This is a genomic window from Thalassotalea sp. LPB0316 (genome assembly GCF_014898095.1).
Taxonomy (GTDB): domain Bacteria; phylum Pseudomonadota; class Gammaproteobacteria; order Enterobacterales; family Alteromonadaceae; genus Thalassotalea_G.
Window position 1 is genome coordinate 402,716 of sequence record NZ_CP062946.1, and the last position, 15,383, is coordinate 418,098.

A 15,383-nucleotide genomic window follows, 5' to 3' on the forward strand; every position below is an offset into this window, starting at 1 on the left:
GCAGTGTCAGGCTATAATTTGCTGATTATTATCTAGTTATACGAGAATTAGCATGAAAGCAGGCATTATTGGCGCAATGGAGCCAGAAGTTGCGATTTTAAAATCACAATTAACTAACATGACAACACAATCACACGCGGGTTTTACCTTTTATCAAGGTTTGTTAAACGGTCACGATGTTGTGATTGTGCAATCGGGTATTGGTAAAGTGGCCGCGGCACTTGCCACTTGTATCTTAATTGATAAATTTAGCCCAGATTATGTGGTGAATACTGGCTCTGCGGGTGGCTTCGATCAAAGCCTAAAAGTTGGCGATATCGTTGTCAGCTCAGAAGTGCGCTACCACGATGTTGACGTCACCGCGTTTGGTTATGAAATGGGTCAACTACCGGCTAATCCGCCAGCTTACATTCCACATCCAACCCTGGTTGAAGCGGCGACCAAGGGTATTAGTAAATTAGAGAATATCAATGCACTAGTTGGTTTGATCACAACAGGTGACACCTTTATGACTGCCGATGACGATATCGCCAAGGCACGTAAAAACTTTCCAACCATGGCAGCGGTTGAAATGGAAGGTGCAGCGATTGCCCAAACCTGCTTACAGTTTGATACGCCGTTTGTTGTTATTCGCTCAATGTCAGATATCGCGGGTAAAGAATCACCAAGCTCATTTGAAGCTTATTTAGAAACAGCGTCAGTAAATTCATCGCAAATGGTTAACAATATGCTTGATGAACTGACTGGAAAAAGCCTCGCTTAGCGCTTAAGGATCAAGATGCAGTGGTTTGAACAATTACCTTATTTAGTCGGGCAAATCTGCCTGCTGTTCGCAGTGATTGCAACGAAAGCGATTGTTACTAGATTATCCGAGGTTGAGCCACTGCAAGCGTTTGCATTTTTTTGCCAACAGCTGGCAAAAAAAGTCAATAAACCAGCGCAAAATTCACCTAATCAACAGGTGATTTCTGGTTTTGTTGCAATTTTGATCACCATATGCCCAATTGTCATTATTTTGTGGTTATTTGCCGATTTCATTCTGATCCCTGAGCTTTGGCAAGCCATGTTGTTATTCTTTGCCCTAGGCGGATTTGGCGTGAAGCGTCAATCACTAAAAATGGCGCAGGCAATAAAAGGGCAAAATACTTACCAAGCGAAACAAGATGCTCAACGCTTGTTATTGCGCAAAACCGACAATCTATCATCACTAGGCTTAACCAAAGCCAATATCGAAGCGCAAATCCTACACTTTTTACAGCAACAGTTTGTTGTCGCCTTGCTGTTTTTAAGTTTTGGGGCGCTAAGTGCGTTGAGCTATCGCTTGCTATTGGTTATGCATCAACAGTGGAATATAAAACAACCAGATTTTAATGATTTCGGCCAACCTATCCACCGATTAATTAATCTCATTACTTGGCTGCCATCAAGGTTACTTGGCATCATGATGCTACTCACCAGTATCGGCCAAAACTTTTTACTCAAATGGCGGTTAGCTCGCGGCCACTTCTTTAAGCTCAACAATGATTTTGTTATTCATTTATTCGCGCTTAATCTCGGTGTTTGTTTAGGTGGTGTCGCCATGTATCAAGACACCAAACTTAGACGAGTATCGTTTAACGAATCGGCAAAGCCATCTGAAATAAGTGATGTTATCAATGCGAGTAAGCAAGTACTTACCCTGCAATTATTTAGCATGGTTATTATCGGTTTTATCTGCGCATTAGCTATTGTCAGCTAATACTTGTATACGTTAATGTGGAAAAAATATTCGCCAAGGAGAATGTATGACTGCTTTTACTAAAGTACTATTAATTACTGCTACTTTGCTATTTAGCCATTTGGCTCAGGCAAGCGAGACACCACAAATAAGCCAAACTCAATTGCTAAGCATGCAAAATGCTGCCAAAGCTGAAAAATTTGTCGTCTTAGACGTCCGTTCACAAGAAGAATATAACCAAGGTCACATTGAAGGCGCGATTAACTTTAGTCACGACCAAATCGCCGATCAGTTAGCGGCGCTGCAAGCAAAATTAAACGGCGATAAAGATACTCTGATTATTGTTCACTGCCGCTCAGGTCGACGCGCAGCAATGGCGGAAGAAATACTCAAAGCCAATGATTTTACGCAAGTACGCCACCTAACGGGTGATATCAAGCTATGGCAAGAAAACAACCTCCCCTTAACCACTAACCGATAATAGTTAATGACCTTAGTTTATTGGCTCGACTTATTTGGTGTCGCAGTGTTCGCACTCTCAGGTGCGCTAATGGCAGGACGATACCAGCTCGACCCGTTTGGCGTCATTGTACTGGCCGCCGTAACAGCTGTCGGCGGCGGCACCATTCGCGATATTATTTTAGGTGCACCGGTGTTTTGGCTTAATGACGTCAACTATTTATATATTATTGTCACCACGGCGTTGCTGACTATCTTGATCATTCGTCAGCCGAGCAGAATTCCTCGGCGCTTTTTACTGATAGCCGATGCTTTTGGTTTGGCACTTTTCGCAGTTTTAGGTACGCAAAAAGCACTGAGTTTTGGCACGCCAATGTCAATAGCTATGGTGATGGGTATTCTTACTGGGTGTGCAGGCGGTATGATTCGCGATGTTTTGTGTAATGTTATTCCGATGATCTTACGTCAGGAAATTTACGCGACCGCGGCATTAGTTGGGGGTGCTTTGTTCTGTGGCTTACTCGTTGTCGGACTCAACCAACAACTCGCTACGGTTATTGCCATCGTTGGTGCCCTGAGTTTGCGCTTAGCCGCAATTTATTGGCAGTTGTCACTGCCAGCATTCGAGATTGTCGATGATAGCGAGCGGCTGAAATAACCGCTCTAAGCTGTAGCACTTAAGCCTCTATGCCCCAACCATCGTTGTAACCGTTAAACTGTCCGGCTATTTGCTCAAACAGCTTTTCTTGATCAACGATATTTTGATAACTTGGCACCATGTTAACCGTCACATTGACATCCCAAACATTCGGGATTTCATCAGGTAAAAGTTCAGCTCTCACTTCAGGTAATTCGTCTTGCAAGTATACGAGCATTTGCTTCGCTTGCTCTTGCTTTTCAAATAACTGAAAAAACACCACATCATGGGCAACACTCAGGTCAACACCTGCTTGTGCCATTTCATTTAACACTTGTGTAGTTTCGTCAATCGCCGTCATATTTTACCTTTACCTAAAAGCTCGCAGGATTAAAGCCCAGTGCTATGTCGCGAGCGTTGGCAATTATAGCTCGCTTGTCGATAATTTCCTATCGCGCAATGACAACTTGTTGCTCGCGATTATTTTTCGGGTATTTGGCGACTATCTCATTAATTGCTTTATCAATTTCACGGTTAAACTCAACACTATTTTCGTCGCCTTTTAGCGAAAGAGGGTAACTCGCGCGCCAAACTGACAACTGGCTTTTACCCGATTGAACATCGAGCATAATCGAACTGATCGCTTGCTGATTCTGGCGTGCTTTATTCAGCTCCTTTTTCGAAGGTCGACAATCTCGGCAAATCTCTTCCTTGCGGCCATTAAAAATCGTGCCATTGACACCGTATAAGCGATACCCAATGATGATATCAGGTTGCTCTTTGGCATAGCGAAAACCCAGCTTATCAAATTGTCGTTCAATGGCGAGCTCAATGCTGTTGCGCATCGCATGGCTCATATTCTGTTGTTGGCTATATCGGCTATTTAATTCGTGAAAGCCGTAAGTTTTAGCGCTGTCAAAATCAAAAGGCACTAAGTATTTTGTTTCAGCTTTATTTGGGCTCGAACAACCAAGCGCTGTTAACACTAATAAAAATATCGCTAAATATCGCATACCTACCCTTGCTACATGTTGAAACTAATACGTTAAAATTCAAACATAAAAAAAGCCAGCACAAGTGCTGACTTTATTAACCTAACACGCTAAAACGCGTTTGTTAAGCAATGGTTACTTTGGCAAACTTGCGCTTACCTACCTGATAGACTTGAGTGGTACCGGCTTCAATAACCAATTTATTATCACTGATTTTTTCGCCTTCTATTTTCGCGGCGCCTTGTTTGATCATTCGCATCGCTTCAGACGTACTCGCTACCAAGCCAGCGTCCTTTAACAGGTTTGCGATTGCAATTTGGCCACCTTCAGGCGTTAGCGTTAACTCTGGCATATCATCTGGCACCGCTTTCTTTTGAAAACGATTAATAAACTCTTGATGTGCCGCTTGCGCAGCTTCATCATCATGGAAACGGGCAATCAGCTCTTTCGCTAAGTCAATTTTGATATCACGTGGGTTGGCACCATCGGCAACACGTTGTTTAAATTGCTCAATTTCACTTAACGGACGGAAGCTTAACAAGTCGTAGTAGCGCCACATTAAATCATCAGAAATTGACATCACCTTACCAAACATATCATTTGGCGTATCGGTAATGCCGATATAGTTGCCTAATGATTTCGACATTTTTTGGACACCGTCTAAGCCTTCTAACAGCGGCATCATCAACACAGTTTGAGGACGTTGGCCTTCTGCCTTTTGCAGCTCGCGCCCCATTAATAAGTTGAACTTTTGATCGGTGCCACCAAGCTCAACATCAGCTTCTAGCGCAACAGAATCCCAACCTTGCACTAATGGATACATAAACTCGTGGATCGCAATGGCTTGACCATTGTTGTAACGCTTTTTGAAGTCATCACGCTCCATCATACGTGCAACGGTTTGACGAGAAGCTAACTTTAACATGCCAGCAGCACCGAGCTTTTCCATCCAAGTTGAGTTGAACGCAACGGTGGTTTTTTCCGGATCTAAAATCTTAAACACTTGCTCTTTGTAGGTTTGCGCATTAGCCAAAACATCTTCTTTCGTCAGTGGCTTACGTGTCACGTTTTTACCCGTTGGATCACCAATCATGCCAGTAAAATCACCAATTAAGAAAATGACTTCGTGGCCTAATTGCTGAAACTGACGCAATTTGTTGATAAGAACGGTATGACCTAAATGTAAATCTGGAGCTGTTGGATCGAAGCCCGCTTTAATTTTCAGCGGCTTACCTTCTTTCAACTTTTCTAATAATTCATCTTCTAACAGAATTTCTTCTGCACCGCGTTTTAACTCAGCAAACGCTTGGCTGACTTCAGTCATGAATTTCGCTCCAGTAGCAATAACAATTTAATTTCGAATGCCGAATTCTACTTCAAAAATCGCTAGGGTTACAGCCTGTAGCTGATTCATTTGTTTTTTTTTTGCTATAGTGCAGGCATATATGATTTTTGTTTTTTAGATTTTAAGTAGTAATATTTTGAAAAATATAAAGAATTTATATTTATCCTTACCCAAATTACACCGTTGGTCACTCAAGGCTGGCGTCTTTATTTTGATCTCTTTAACCTTACTACCCAGCGAAAATCAGCAAACAGCCAATCAAAGTAAGCAAAATAATTTAGAAGTGGGTAAACGCTACGAGTTAGCCATTCCCTTTACCGATGAACCTAGCGGTGCTGCAATTGCTCCTATATCACCTGCGCCAGTGACGAGCACAGAAACAGCAAACCAAGACGAAGATGCGCAAACAACAGCAGAAGTACTTATTGACGAACCAACGATTAGTTGGCAAACAGCCACGGTAAAAAGTGGTGATTCGTTAGCAAAGATTTTAAATCGCCACGGCTTTAGCGCACAAACGACTTATAACATTACTAAAACCAAACACGACGATATTAACCTACTGAAAAAGTTACAAGTCGGTGACACGTTGAACATTGGTACCGATGACACTAATACACTAGTGGCACTTGATTACCCTATTTCTCGCGTGAAAACCTTGCGCATTGTCGGTGATGGTAAAGATTACCAAGCCGATATTGAAGAAAAAGTGATTGAAACGCGTCAAGCCATTGCCCATGGAGTTATTAAAACCAGCTTTTGGCACGCTGGCGTCAACGCAGGCTTAACGGATAATCAAATCATCAATTTAGCCAATGTATTTAGCTGGGACATAGACTTCGCCCTAGATATCCGCAAGAACGATGAGTTTCATGTGATATACGAAAACCAATATGTTGACGGTGAATTTATCGGTCACGGCGCGATTTTGGCGGCTGAGTTTGTCAATCAAAATGAAGAGTTTAGAGCAATTCGCTTTACCGATGGTGAGTATTACACGCCAGAGGGTAGAAGCATGCGCAAAGCGTTTTTGCGTGCACCGGTTAACTTCAAATACATTAGCTCAAACTTTAAGCCGAAACGCTTCCACCCCATTCAAAAGCGCTGGAAAGCTCACAACGGGACAGATTACCGGGCAGCAAAAGGCACGCCTGTAGTTGCCGCTGGTAATGGTAAAGTGACCCACTCTACCTACAATAAATACAATGGTAACTATGTTTTTATCCAACATGGTTCAGGCATAGTTACTAAGTACTTACATTTTTCAAAACGCGCCGTTAAGAAAGGCCAAAGAGTTAAGCAAGGTCAAGTAATAGGCTATGTTGGCTCAACGGGTATGTCAGAAGCACCACATCTTCACTACGAGTTTTTGGTCAATGGTGTTCACCGCAATCCTCGCACGGTTAAGCTGCCAGATGCCGAGCCTATCGCAAAACAGCACAAGCAAGCATTTAACTTGCTAGCCCAACAACGTATTCAAGAACTTTCAGGCTCAAAACAAGCACTTTTAGCGATGCAAGTTGCTGATGAAGACTAACTATTACATAGGCTTGATGTCTGGTACCAGTGCTGATGGCATTGATTTAGCACTGGTTGATTTTAAGGGTGATAAACCGGTATTAGTAGCGAGTTTTTATCAAGCCTACAGCTCAACCACGCAAGCAAAAATTACCCAACTTTATCAATCGTCTATTAACGAAATTGATATGATGGGCGAGCTTGATATAGCACTAGCCAAGCATTTTGCTGATGCCATCAATCAATTTTTAGCCGAGCAATCACTAACGCCTGATGACATCTGCGCGATTGGCAATCATGGCCAAACCATTCGCCATCGTCCACCGAGCACATCGCAACAACACGCTTTTACCTTACAAATTGGCTGTAATGACACCCTAGCGGCATTAACCGGCATTCGCGTTATTGGCCAATTTCGCCGCAAAGATATTGCTTATGGTGGTCAAGGTGCACCACTAGTACCGGCCTTTCATCGTGTTTTATTAAGTGATGACCAACCGCTGTTTATTGTCAATATTGGTGGTATTGCCAATATCACCTACCTACCCACTAGCGAGCAACAGGACGTGATCGGTTTTGATACTGGCCCCGGCAACGCATTGTTAGATGAATGGTACCAACAACATCACAGTGACAAAGCCTATGATGAAAATGGCCAGTGGGCACAACAAGGTGAGATAAACACAGCCTTACTTACTCATTTTCACGCTGATCCCTATTTCCAACTACCTGCACCGAAAAGCACAGGCAGAGAATATTTTCATTCAGCCTGGTTAAGTGAAAAACTCAATCAATTTAATGGTAAAAACCCCCTAAATCCCAAGGACATACAAGCAACATTAAGCGCACTAACGAGCACTACAATTGCTGAGCAAATCAAGGCATTAAGCGCTACTGGCAAGGTTTATTTATGCGGTGGCGGCGCACACAACGACCACCTAAAAAGCATTCTAAAACAACAGCTTAAAAAGCATACAGTTACACCAATGAGTAGCATCAATATCAATGGCGATGCCTTAGAAGCCATGGCGTTTGCCTGGTTTGCCTACGCCTTTGATAAAAAAATTTGCAGCAACATCCCAAGTGTTACGGGGGCTAACAAAGCATTGGTACTTGGCAGCGAATATCTTGCATAAAAAATCACTGGCGTTGTATAAAAATCCCTCTATAATCGATCAGCAACCGTTTAAAAATTGTGCAAACCGATTGTCAACTTGTACACGCCAAAAACGATAATAATGAACTTATAAAACTTCTGGCAATCTAAGTCCCTGCACCAATTCAACTTGATGAGGAGGAGCGATGAATTTCAACGATCTACATATAGGTATGAAATGCGGTAGTAAGAAAGGCAGCGGTACAGTAACTTGGATTGATGGCTCGACCAAAACCGTTTATATGTCAAACATGGAAAATAACCATAGTTTCGAAGTACCTTTTGAGGACCTCATTGAAGATCCTCAAGCACACAACAAAGAAGATACCTATTACTAATTTTTCAAAGCTGTAATGTAATATATATCCGCAAAAATGGGGCAGATAACGCCCCATTTTTATTTTCCCAAATAAAAATTTCATCACACCACGCCAAGCGTACAAATTTTCACAAACATCGAACAACAATCAACAATATCTATACCTTCAATGCGCTATCTTTCGCCATAGTAATTAACAACTCTCTAACAATGGTATTTACACGATGAACAGCACAACTACTGTATCGCAATCAAACAACGGACAATCGTATAACCAAACATTGATTTGCACCAAAAATGCAATGGACCGCAATAACTTCAAGCGCCGCCAACAACACCAAGCCAAACGCTTCACCTCCGTAGAGCGCGATCAAGAGAAAGATTTTATCCTCGGCTACAACTAAACCGTAAACTCGCTTACATAGCTTAATGCTCTGATAATCTACATTAAACTTCAACGCACGACTCACAGGTGCAATAGATTTTTAATACCGAGGTTTACTCATAAAACTAAAAAAGCCGCTTAGTAGCGGCTTTTAAAATTCTTTTTCAACATTTTTAAATTTGTCTTGAATTAGAACGGAATGTCGTCATCAAAATCAATTGTTGGCTCTTGAGGATTTACCTTAGGTGCATTTTGTTGCGCAGGCGCTTGATTTGATTGGTTATAACCGCCTTGGCTTTGTTGTGTTGGTGCTTGATAACCGCCACCTTGCTGACCTTGATTTGGTTGGTAACCACCTTGGTTTTGCTGTGCTGGTTGGTAACCACCGCTTTGTTGACCTTGGCTTTGTTGGTATCCGCCTTGGCTTTGTTGCGCCGGCTGATAACCACCACTTTGCTGGCCCGCTGGCTTGTTGTAGCCGCCTTGATTTTGTTGATAAGAAGCACCTGATTGGCCTTGATTTTGTTGAAAACCACCTTGACCTTGACCACGAGAATCTAACATTTGCATGTCATTAACAACGATTTCAGTTGTGTACTGATCTTGACCTTGTTGGTTTTGCCATTTACGCGTTTGCAGGCGACCTTCTAAATATACTTTTGAACCTTTTTTAAGATATTCGCCAGCAATTTCAGCTAGGCGTTGATAAATCACAATACGGTGCCATTCGGTTTTTTCTTTTTGCTCACCGGTTTGCTTATCTTTCCACGTTTCTGACGTAGCAACTGTAAAATTGGCAACTGCACCACCGTTTGGCATAAAGCGAACTTCAGGATCTTGCCCTAAGTTACCGACGATGATGACTTTGTTGATTCCACGACTGGCCATGTATTTATCCTATGGGGTTGGCAATGTTTTCAACATTGACTGATCTTCGTTTGAGATCTTCTTATCTAAAATATTTGAGCAGAATATTCTATCACTACAAGTGAGTTTTACCTATAACTAAGGTCAAAAAATTTATCGAATATGCGCTGTTAACATCTGCTTAATTTGTTCTGGAATGACTGTTGGTTTTTGCGCTTGATAATCGAAATGAACCATAGTTGCAGTACCTGTTGCACAGCACTTTTCTTGTTGCCATAACTCTTGATAGACCTTAAATGAGCTATTGCCAATATGGCTGATAAAGGTTTTCACCTCCATATCAAAGCCAAAATACATTTGTGCTTTAAAAGCCACTTCAATATTGGCCAAAATCAAATTCCATTTGTTCGGGTCGAGATCTGGTACAAATAATTCAAATACCGGTTTACGGGCGCCCTCAAACCAAATCGGCACTAAGGTATTATTGATATGCCCAAGCGCATCGGTATCACTAAAACGCGGACTAAATTTTTCACTAAACAAAACAAACAATTCCTATCTCGTGATTAACTTAAATTCAAACACCAGTGTAGAACTGGTTAATTTTTTGTCGTCTATCGTACTAACAACCAGTTCAAACGCAAAGTAATTGTTTGCTAATTTGTTCGAGCTATACTGATTGAAAACAATAAAGACAAACAATAAACACTGGAACTGTCGACCTTATGAAAAAACTGATGACGCTTTCGCTATTGTTAATCACGACAATGTTACATGCCGCACCCGGCGAAAAAGCACCAAATAGAACAACCGGCGATGGCCCATACGAACGCTTGATTTTGCGCGGAGGCACTATCGTCAACGGTGAGGGCGCACCAGCACAAGGGCCAATGGATATTATCATTGAAAATGATCGCATTGTTCGCATCGTTAATGTCGGCAACCCCGGAGTGCCAATTAAGCCGAATAAACGGCCAAAAGCGGGGCCGAACGACAAGGAAATTGATGTAAGTGGCCAATACATTTTACCCGGTTTTATCGACATGCATGGCCATATAGGCGGTAGCGCTGATGACATTCCAGCTGAATATGTCTTTAAACTATGGCTAGCACACGGGATCACCACAGTACGTGAGCCGGGTAGCTTTAACGGGATTGACTGGGTGATGGATCACGTGAAACGCAGTGAAGCTAATACTATCGCCGCGCCACGGATTGTTCCTTACGTTGGGTTTGGTATGGGTAGTAAGGAGCCAATTACCACACCTAAACAAGCGACCAAATGGGTAAAATACATTGCTAAACAAGGCGCAAAAGGCATTAAGTTTTTTGGTGCGCCACCGCAAATCATGGAGGCAGCATTAACCGAAGCGAAAAAACAAGGACTGGGTTCGATGATGCATCACGCTCAATTAGAAGTAACCGCGATGAACGTTATCGACTCAGCTCGTTTAGGCTTAACAACGATGGAGCATTGGTATGGCTTGCCTGAAGCCTTGTTTGAACATCAAACCATTCAAAATTACTCGCCAGAATATAATTACAACAACGAGCAGCACAGATTTGCTGAAGCGGGCCGATTGTGGGAACAAGCCGCCAAGCCAGATACTGAGCAGTGGCAAATGGTACGCGATGAGTTAATCAAGCTCGATTTCACGATTAATCCAACCATGACCATTTACGAAGCTAGCCGAGATTTAATGCGTGAAATGAATGCCGATTGGCATGAAGAATACACGCTACCAACGCTGTGGGAATTCTTCCAACCCAGCCGCTATGCCCATGGCTCGTATTGGTTTGACTGGACAACCGATGATGAAATCGCCTGGAAGAAAAACTTTCAGCAGTGGATGGTCTTTTTAAACGACTACAAGAATCACGGCGGCCGTGTCACAACGGGCTCTGATTCAGGCTATATCTTTAAAATATACGGCTTTGGCTATATCCGTGAGCTTGAGCTTTTGCGCGAAGCCGGCTTTAACGCGCTAGAAGTGATTAAGTCGGCAACGTTTAACGGTGCACAAGCCTTGGGGCTTGACGGCGACATAGGCTCAATTCGCGTAGGTAAAAAAGCTGATTTAGTGATAGTTAAAAACAATCCGCTGAGAAACTTCAAAGAGCTTTATGGCACGGGGCATTTTAAGTTAGATGAAAACAACAAGCCCGTTCGTGAAGGCGGCGTAAATTACACGATTAAAGACGGTATTGTGTATCACGCGCCGACGCTGTTAAAAGAAGTTAGAGAAATCGTAGAGCAGGCTAAGGCACAAACGCCATAAAAGTCGAACCACTTGGTTTCACTTTTTGTAGTATTGTGTCAATACTTACCTTATTGAAGTTAATCGTGCAAAATGACTCAGATGTTTAGGTTAATATTATTATTGTGTTTATGCTTATCCTCTTTACCAAGTAAAGCCGATCATCCGGTGCTACATGTGGTTGCTGAAGAGTGGCAAGGTTCAACCAACAAAGACTTAACCGGCAAATACTGGGATATTTTGCGCGCGATTTATCAACAAGATTACGACATCAAATACGAGCTTGCCGACTGGAGCACAGCAATAAGTTTAGTCGCAAGACAACGAGCCGACATCGTAATAGGTGTTTATCAAGGACAAGATGAGAATATTATCACGCCTAATTTTCATCTTGATATGGACTCGTCATTTTACCTGCTGTACGACAAAAAGCGCCACAATATAAAAACGCTGCAAGATATCGATAACTTAACCATCGCTGGAAGGCGTAACTATGTGTTAAAAAGCAGCTTGCCAGATCATGTCAATTTTTATTCCATGGACTCACTGGCTAATGTCGATAAGCTCATTATAAATCAACGAATTGACGGCGCGTTGATGTATGCCAAAGAGCTTACCAATGCCGACCCTGATCAGCGCTTAGATCACCTTGAATTGTTACCTAAACAAAAAATGTATTTTGGCTTCGCCAACACGGTAAAAGGTAGAGCACTAGCTAAAATCTTTGATCAAAAAATGCCGATATTAGTTAAGCAAGGCGTGATAAAAAAGTATTTTGCTAATGATCTGATATATCAGTTTGCTGACTACGCTGAAAAAGGAGAAAAGCCAACGGTAGATTGGTATTTAATCCCTAAAATGTTTCAAGAAAACGCATCATTAAAAGCCGTTTTTCTCGATCATCAATTTAGTAACTATGTCGCCAATCGATTCGACGATATTCACTTTGATTTAAAAATTGGCAGTACCCGAGTAGCGGACACAGCCATTAAAAAGAGTGATAAATCCGCTAATAGCTGTGTGATTAATGTTTTCAAAAACTCGCGTAGAGAATCTTATGCGCTGTTCTCACAACCAGTAAACAGTTATATAAAACCGAGATTACTCACCCTAAAAGAATCCTTATTTGAATTTTCAAAGCCACTATCTCACGACGTGGTAATCGATCTGAATCAATTACTCATTGACAACCCTAAAGTTCGAATCGGTATCGTTAACAAAGGTTTTGCCCACAATACCTTAGCCAAGGCACTTGACGAGCAAAGTTTCAACCAACTAATTATTTTTGAAGATTATTCATATGCAACCATTATGTCGATGTTAAAAACACACCGACTTGATGCAGTGATTATCTGGCCAACGATTTTGCCTGACATTACCGAAGGCGATTTTGACGCTTCACTAATTGAAAGCTTCACTTTACCTGAAAAAGTTGGTCAAAGCTTTCAAACCTATTTGATGTGCAATGACACGCCGCTAAACCAAGACTTGATAAAGCGTTTTAACCAAGCCTTAGCTGACCCAGTTGAACAAGTGAAAATATACTCAAAACTACTAAGTAAATTCGATCAGCAAACCGCTGAGCTTTATAAAAAAGCGTTAGGGTTAAGCATAAAATAGTGCTATTCGCGCAATAAAACAGGGGGCGATAACGCCCCCCCTTTTTAAACCAAACTTATCACACTTAGAGTTTAGCGGCTAACTCAGCACCTTGACGAATAGCACGCTTAGCATCAAGCTCAGCGGCAACATCGGCGCCACCAATTAGGTGAACGCGTTGGCCTTTTTCCGTTAAGGCGTCGGCTAAATCGCGATTTGGCTCTTGGCCAGCACAAATAATCACGTTATCCACTTCGAGTAACTGCTGCTCGCCGTTAACTTCAATCACTAAACCTTGGTCGTTGATCTCTTGGTAACTAACGCCAGGGATCATATTCACGCCTTTTTTCTGCAAGAACGCTCGGTGAATCCAGCCGGTGGTTTTACCTAAATGTTTACCCACTTTTGACGTTTTTCGCTGTAATAAGAAAATCTCTCGCTCCGCTTTTTCAGATTCAGCTTGAGTTAACGCACCTTCGTGTTGGTAAGCTTTGTCAACACCCCACTCTTTCATCCAAGCTTCCGGGTTAGTTGTTAACGACTCCTCTTCAGCTAGATAACTCGCAGTATCAAAACCGATGCCACCGGCACCAATTATCGCAACTTTTTGCCCGACAGGCTCTTTGTCTTTTAATACTTGTAAATAGCTTTTCACTTTCGGGTGATCTATCCCTTTAATATCAAGCTGACGAGGCTTAATACCGGTCGCAACTACAACATCGTCAAAGCCTTCACTCGCCAATTCATCTGCTGTTTTGAAGGTATTTAGGTGGACTTGAACATTACATAACTCAAGCTGCTTTTTGAAATAGCGCAGTGTTTCATAGAACTCTTCTTTACCCGGAATTTGTTTAGCGACGTTAAACTGACCACCTATCTCAGTACCGGCATCAAATAAGGTAACCTGATGACCGCGCTGGCTAGCATAAACACTAAATGCCAGACCTGCAGGGCCTGCACCAATAACCGCGACTTTTTTCGGTGTTGACGTTGAACTAAACGTTAATTCTGTCTCATAACAAGCTCTAGGGTTAACCAAACAAGATGCGCGTTTTTGCTCAAAAACGTGATCCAAACAGGCTTGGTTACAGCCAATACAAGTGTTTATTTCATCGCTTTTACCAGCAGCAGCTTTATTAACAAACTCAGCATCCGCTAAAAACGGACGCGCCATCGACACCATATCGGCGTGACCATTTGCCAATACCTCTTCAGCAACCTCTGGTGTGTTGATACGGTTAGTTGTAACTAGCGGCAATGAGACTTCTTTTTTCATGCGCTCGGTGATCCAGGTAAACGCGGCACGAGGTACTGAAGTTGCAATCGTTGGTACGCGAGCTTCATGCCAGCCTATACCGGTATTAATAATAGTCGCGCCGGCTTCTTCAATCGCTTTGGCCATTAATACGACTTCTTCCCAGCTATTACCACCTTCGACTAAATCGAGCATAGATAAACGGAAGATAATAATAAAATGCTCGCCACACTTTTCACGTGTTGCACGTACCGTTTCAACTGCAAAACGCATGCGATTTTCAATACTACCACCCCATTCATCGGTTCGATGGTTTGTACGCTTACAGCTAAATTGGTTGAGTAGGTAACCCTCGGAACCCATAATTTCAACACCGTCGTAGCCCGCTTTTTGCGCTAGGCGAGACGCTTTCGCGTAGTCTTTAATCGTGCCCCAGATTTGTCGACTCGACATCGCTTTAGGCTTAAATGGATTGATCGGCGCTTTAATTGCACTCGCTGAAACACTAAACGGGTGATAGGCATAACGACCCGTGTGAAGTAATTGCAAACAAATTTTGGTATCGTATTTGTGAACCGCATCGGTTACTTCTCTGTGCTTTTTCGGGTGCCACGGCATTGTCATATCGCCGCCAAAAGGCGCAACGCGACCGCGAATATTAGGACTAACACCACCAGTAACAATTAAACCAACACCGCCTTTAGCGCGCTCTTCGTAAAATGCAGCTAACTTTGCCCAACCATTTTTTTCTTCTTCTAACCCCGTATGCATTGACCCCATTAACACGCGGTTTGCCAGTTTCGTAAAACCTAAATCTAATGGCTCAAGTAAATGAGGATACAGCGATGATGTTGTCATAATAAATTCCCAAGCAAA

16 protein-coding genes are annotated in these 15,383 nt (G+C 42.4%); 10 read left to right on the plus strand and 6 right to left on the minus strand.

Translation table 11 applies throughout. From position 1 onward, the window contains the following. The first annotated feature begins 52 nt into the window (after positions 1–52). Genes mtnN through LP316_RS01765 form a run of 4 tightly spaced genes read left to right on the plus strand, consistent with a single transcriptional unit; the run spans position 53 to position 2,834 of the window. Positions 53–763 (plus strand): 5'-methylthioadenosine/S-adenosylhomocysteine nucleosidase, encoded by a 711-nt coding sequence (mtnN, locus tag LP316_RS01750; protein ID WP_193022389.1) that lies wholly within the window; start codon positions 53–55, stop codon positions 761–763. 15 nt (positions 764–778) lie between these two features. After that, entirely contained in the window at positions 779–1,738 is a 960-nt protein-coding gene (locus LP316_RS01755; RefSeq protein ID WP_193022390.1) for a cobalamin biosynthesis protein, read from the plus strand. A 46-nt stretch (positions 1,739–1,784) separates the two neighbouring features. After that, entirely contained in the window at positions 1,785–2,198 is a 414-nt protein-coding gene (locus LP316_RS01760; protein ID WP_193022391.1) for a rhodanese-like domain-containing protein, read from the plus strand. A 6-nt stretch (positions 2,199–2,204) separates the two neighbouring features. Further along, on the plus strand, positions 2,205–2,834 hold the full coding sequence (locus LP316_RS01765; protein WP_193022392.1) for a trimeric intracellular cation channel family protein: 630 nt from the start codon (positions 2,205–2,207) through the stop codon (positions 2,832–2,834). A gap of 19 nt (positions 2,835–2,853) precedes the next feature. Here LP316_RS01765 and LP316_RS01770 read toward each other — a convergent pair whose 3' ends face one another. The 3 genes from LP316_RS01770 to tyrS form a co-directional block, all read right to left on the minus strand. Continuing rightward, the gene (locus LP316_RS01770) at positions 2,854–3,174 is read right to left on the minus strand and encodes a ribonuclease E inhibitor RraB (RefSeq protein ID WP_193022393.1); all 321 of its coding nucleotides are present in this window, start codon (positions 3,172–3,174) and stop codon (positions 2,854–2,856) included. 88 nt (positions 3,175–3,262) lie between these two features. Beyond that, on the minus strand, positions 3,263–3,826 hold the full coding sequence (locus LP316_RS01775) for a DUF4136 domain-containing protein (RefSeq protein ID WP_193022394.1): 564 nt from the start codon (positions 3,824–3,826) through the stop codon (positions 3,263–3,265). Positions 3,827–3,929: 103 nt separating this feature from the next. Next, positions 3,930–5,129: a tyrosine--tRNA ligase gene (gene tyrS, locus LP316_RS01780; RefSeq protein ID WP_193022395.1), complete on the minus strand. Its 1,200-nt coding sequence runs from the start codon at positions 5,127–5,129 to the stop codon at positions 3,930–3,932. Positions 5,130–5,286: 157 nt separating this feature from the next. Between tyrS and LP316_RS01785 the strand changes: the two genes are divergently transcribed. The 4 genes from LP316_RS01785 (at position 5,287) to LP316_RS01800 (ending at position 8,547) form a co-directional block, all read left to right on the plus strand. After that, the gene (locus tag LP316_RS01785; protein WP_226960782.1) at positions 5,287–6,687 is read left to right on the plus strand and encodes a peptidoglycan DD-metalloendopeptidase family protein; all 1,401 of its coding nucleotides are present in this window, start codon (positions 5,287–5,289) and stop codon (positions 6,685–6,687) included. Beyond that, complete coding sequence (locus LP316_RS01790; protein ID WP_193022396.1) at positions 6,677–7,804, plus strand: anhydro-N-acetylmuramic acid kinase; 1,128 nt, start codon at positions 6,677–6,679, stop codon at positions 7,802–7,804. Before LP316_RS01785 ends, LP316_RS01790 begins: the two co-directional genes overlap by 11 nt. 166 nt (positions 7,805–7,970) lie before the next feature. Further along, positions 7,971–8,162, plus strand: coding sequence for a hypothetical protein (locus LP316_RS01795; RefSeq protein WP_193022397.1), 192 nt, complete (start codon positions 7,971–7,973; stop codon positions 8,160–8,162). Between the two features lie 205 nt (positions 8,163–8,367). Then, on the plus strand, positions 8,368–8,547 hold the full coding sequence (locus tag LP316_RS01800; RefSeq protein WP_193022398.1) for a hypothetical protein: 180 nt from the start codon (positions 8,368–8,370) through the stop codon (positions 8,545–8,547). Positions 8,548–8,717: 170 nt separating this feature from the next. On the opposite strand, the gene ssb is transcribed toward LP316_RS01800, so the two are convergent. Together ssb and LP316_RS01810 are read right to left on the minus strand one after the other, a co-directional pair. Next, positions 8,718–9,416 (minus strand): single-stranded DNA-binding protein, encoded by a 699-nt coding sequence (gene ssb, locus LP316_RS01805; protein ID WP_193022399.1) that lies wholly within the window; start codon positions 9,414–9,416, stop codon positions 8,718–8,720. A 132-nt stretch (positions 9,417–9,548) separates the two neighbouring features. Continuing rightward, entirely contained in the window at positions 9,549–9,938 is a 390-nt protein-coding gene (locus tag LP316_RS01810; protein ID WP_193022400.1) for an acyl-CoA thioesterase, read from the minus strand. Positions 9,939–10,120: 182 nt separating this feature from the next. Here LP316_RS01810 and LP316_RS01815 point away from each other — a divergent pair, with 182 nt between their 5' ends. Beyond that, the gene (locus LP316_RS01815; RefSeq protein WP_193022401.1) at positions 10,121–11,674 is read left to right on the plus strand and encodes an amidohydrolase family protein; all 1,554 of its coding nucleotides are present in this window, start codon (positions 10,121–10,123) and stop codon (positions 11,672–11,674) included. A gap of 81 nt (positions 11,675–11,755) precedes the next feature. Further along, positions 11,756–13,273 (plus strand): transporter substrate-binding domain-containing protein, encoded by a 1,518-nt coding sequence (locus LP316_RS01820; protein ID WP_193022402.1) that lies wholly within the window; start codon positions 11,756–11,758, stop codon positions 13,271–13,273. A gap of 64 nt (positions 13,274–13,337) precedes the next feature. On the opposite strand, the gene LP316_RS01825 is transcribed toward LP316_RS01820, so the two are convergent. Then, on the minus strand, positions 13,338–15,365 hold the full coding sequence (locus LP316_RS01825; protein WP_193022403.1) for an NADPH-dependent 2,4-dienoyl-CoA reductase: 2,028 nt from the start codon (positions 15,363–15,365) through the stop codon (positions 13,338–13,340). Positions 15,366–15,383: the final 18 nt, after the last annotated feature.

What these genes read in the sequence shown, in the direction of transcription:
- ssb (WP_193022399.1), bottom strand. Translation starts at nt 9,416, where the DNA reads ATGGCCAGTCGTGGAATCAACAAAGTCATCATCGTCGGTAACTTAGGG.
- LP316_RS01825 (WP_193022403.1), bottom strand. Translation starts at nt 15,365, where the DNA reads ATGACAACATCATCGCTGTATCCTCATTTACTTGAGCCATTAGATTTA.
- LP316_RS01800 (WP_193022398.1), top strand. Translation starts at nt 8,368, where the DNA reads ATGAACAGCACAACTACTGTATCGCAATCAAACAACGGACAATCGTAT.
- LP316_RS01760 (WP_193022391.1), top strand. Translation starts at nt 1,785, where the DNA reads ATGACTGCTTTTACTAAAGTACTATTAATTACTGCTACTTTGCTATTT.
- mtnN (WP_193022389.1), top strand. Translation starts at nt 53, where the DNA reads ATGAAAGCAGGCATTATTGGCGCAATGGAGCCAGAAGTTGCGATTTTA.
- LP316_RS01795 (WP_193022397.1), top strand. Translation starts at nt 7,971, where the DNA reads ATGAATTTCAACGATCTACATATAGGTATGAAATGCGGTAGTAAGAAA.
- LP316_RS01765 (WP_193022392.1), top strand. Translation starts at nt 2,205, where the DNA reads ATGACCTTAGTTTATTGGCTCGACTTATTTGGTGTCGCAGTGTTCGCA.
- tyrS (WP_193022395.1), bottom strand. Translation starts at nt 5,129, where the DNA reads ATGACTGAAGTCAGCCAAGCGTTTGCTGAGTTAAAACGCGGTGCAGAA.
- LP316_RS01820 (WP_193022402.1), top strand. Translation starts at nt 11,756, where the DNA reads ATGTTTAGGTTAATATTATTATTGTGTTTATGCTTATCCTCTTTACCA.
- LP316_RS01815 (WP_193022401.1), top strand. Translation starts at nt 10,121, where the DNA reads ATGAAAAAACTGATGACGCTTTCGCTATTGTTAATCACGACAATGTTA.
- LP316_RS01775 (WP_193022394.1), bottom strand. Translation starts at nt 3,826, where the DNA reads ATGCGATATTTAGCGATATTTTTATTAGTGTTAACAGCGCTTGGTTGT.
- LP316_RS01770 (WP_193022393.1), bottom strand. Translation starts at nt 3,174, where the DNA reads ATGACGGCGATTGACGAAACTACACAAGTGTTAAATGAAATGGCACAA.
- LP316_RS01755 (WP_193022390.1), top strand. Translation starts at nt 779, where the DNA reads ATGCAGTGGTTTGAACAATTACCTTATTTAGTCGGGCAAATCTGCCTG.
- LP316_RS01790 (WP_193022396.1), top strand. Translation starts at nt 6,677, where the DNA reads ATGAAGACTAACTATTACATAGGCTTGATGTCTGGTACCAGTGCTGAT.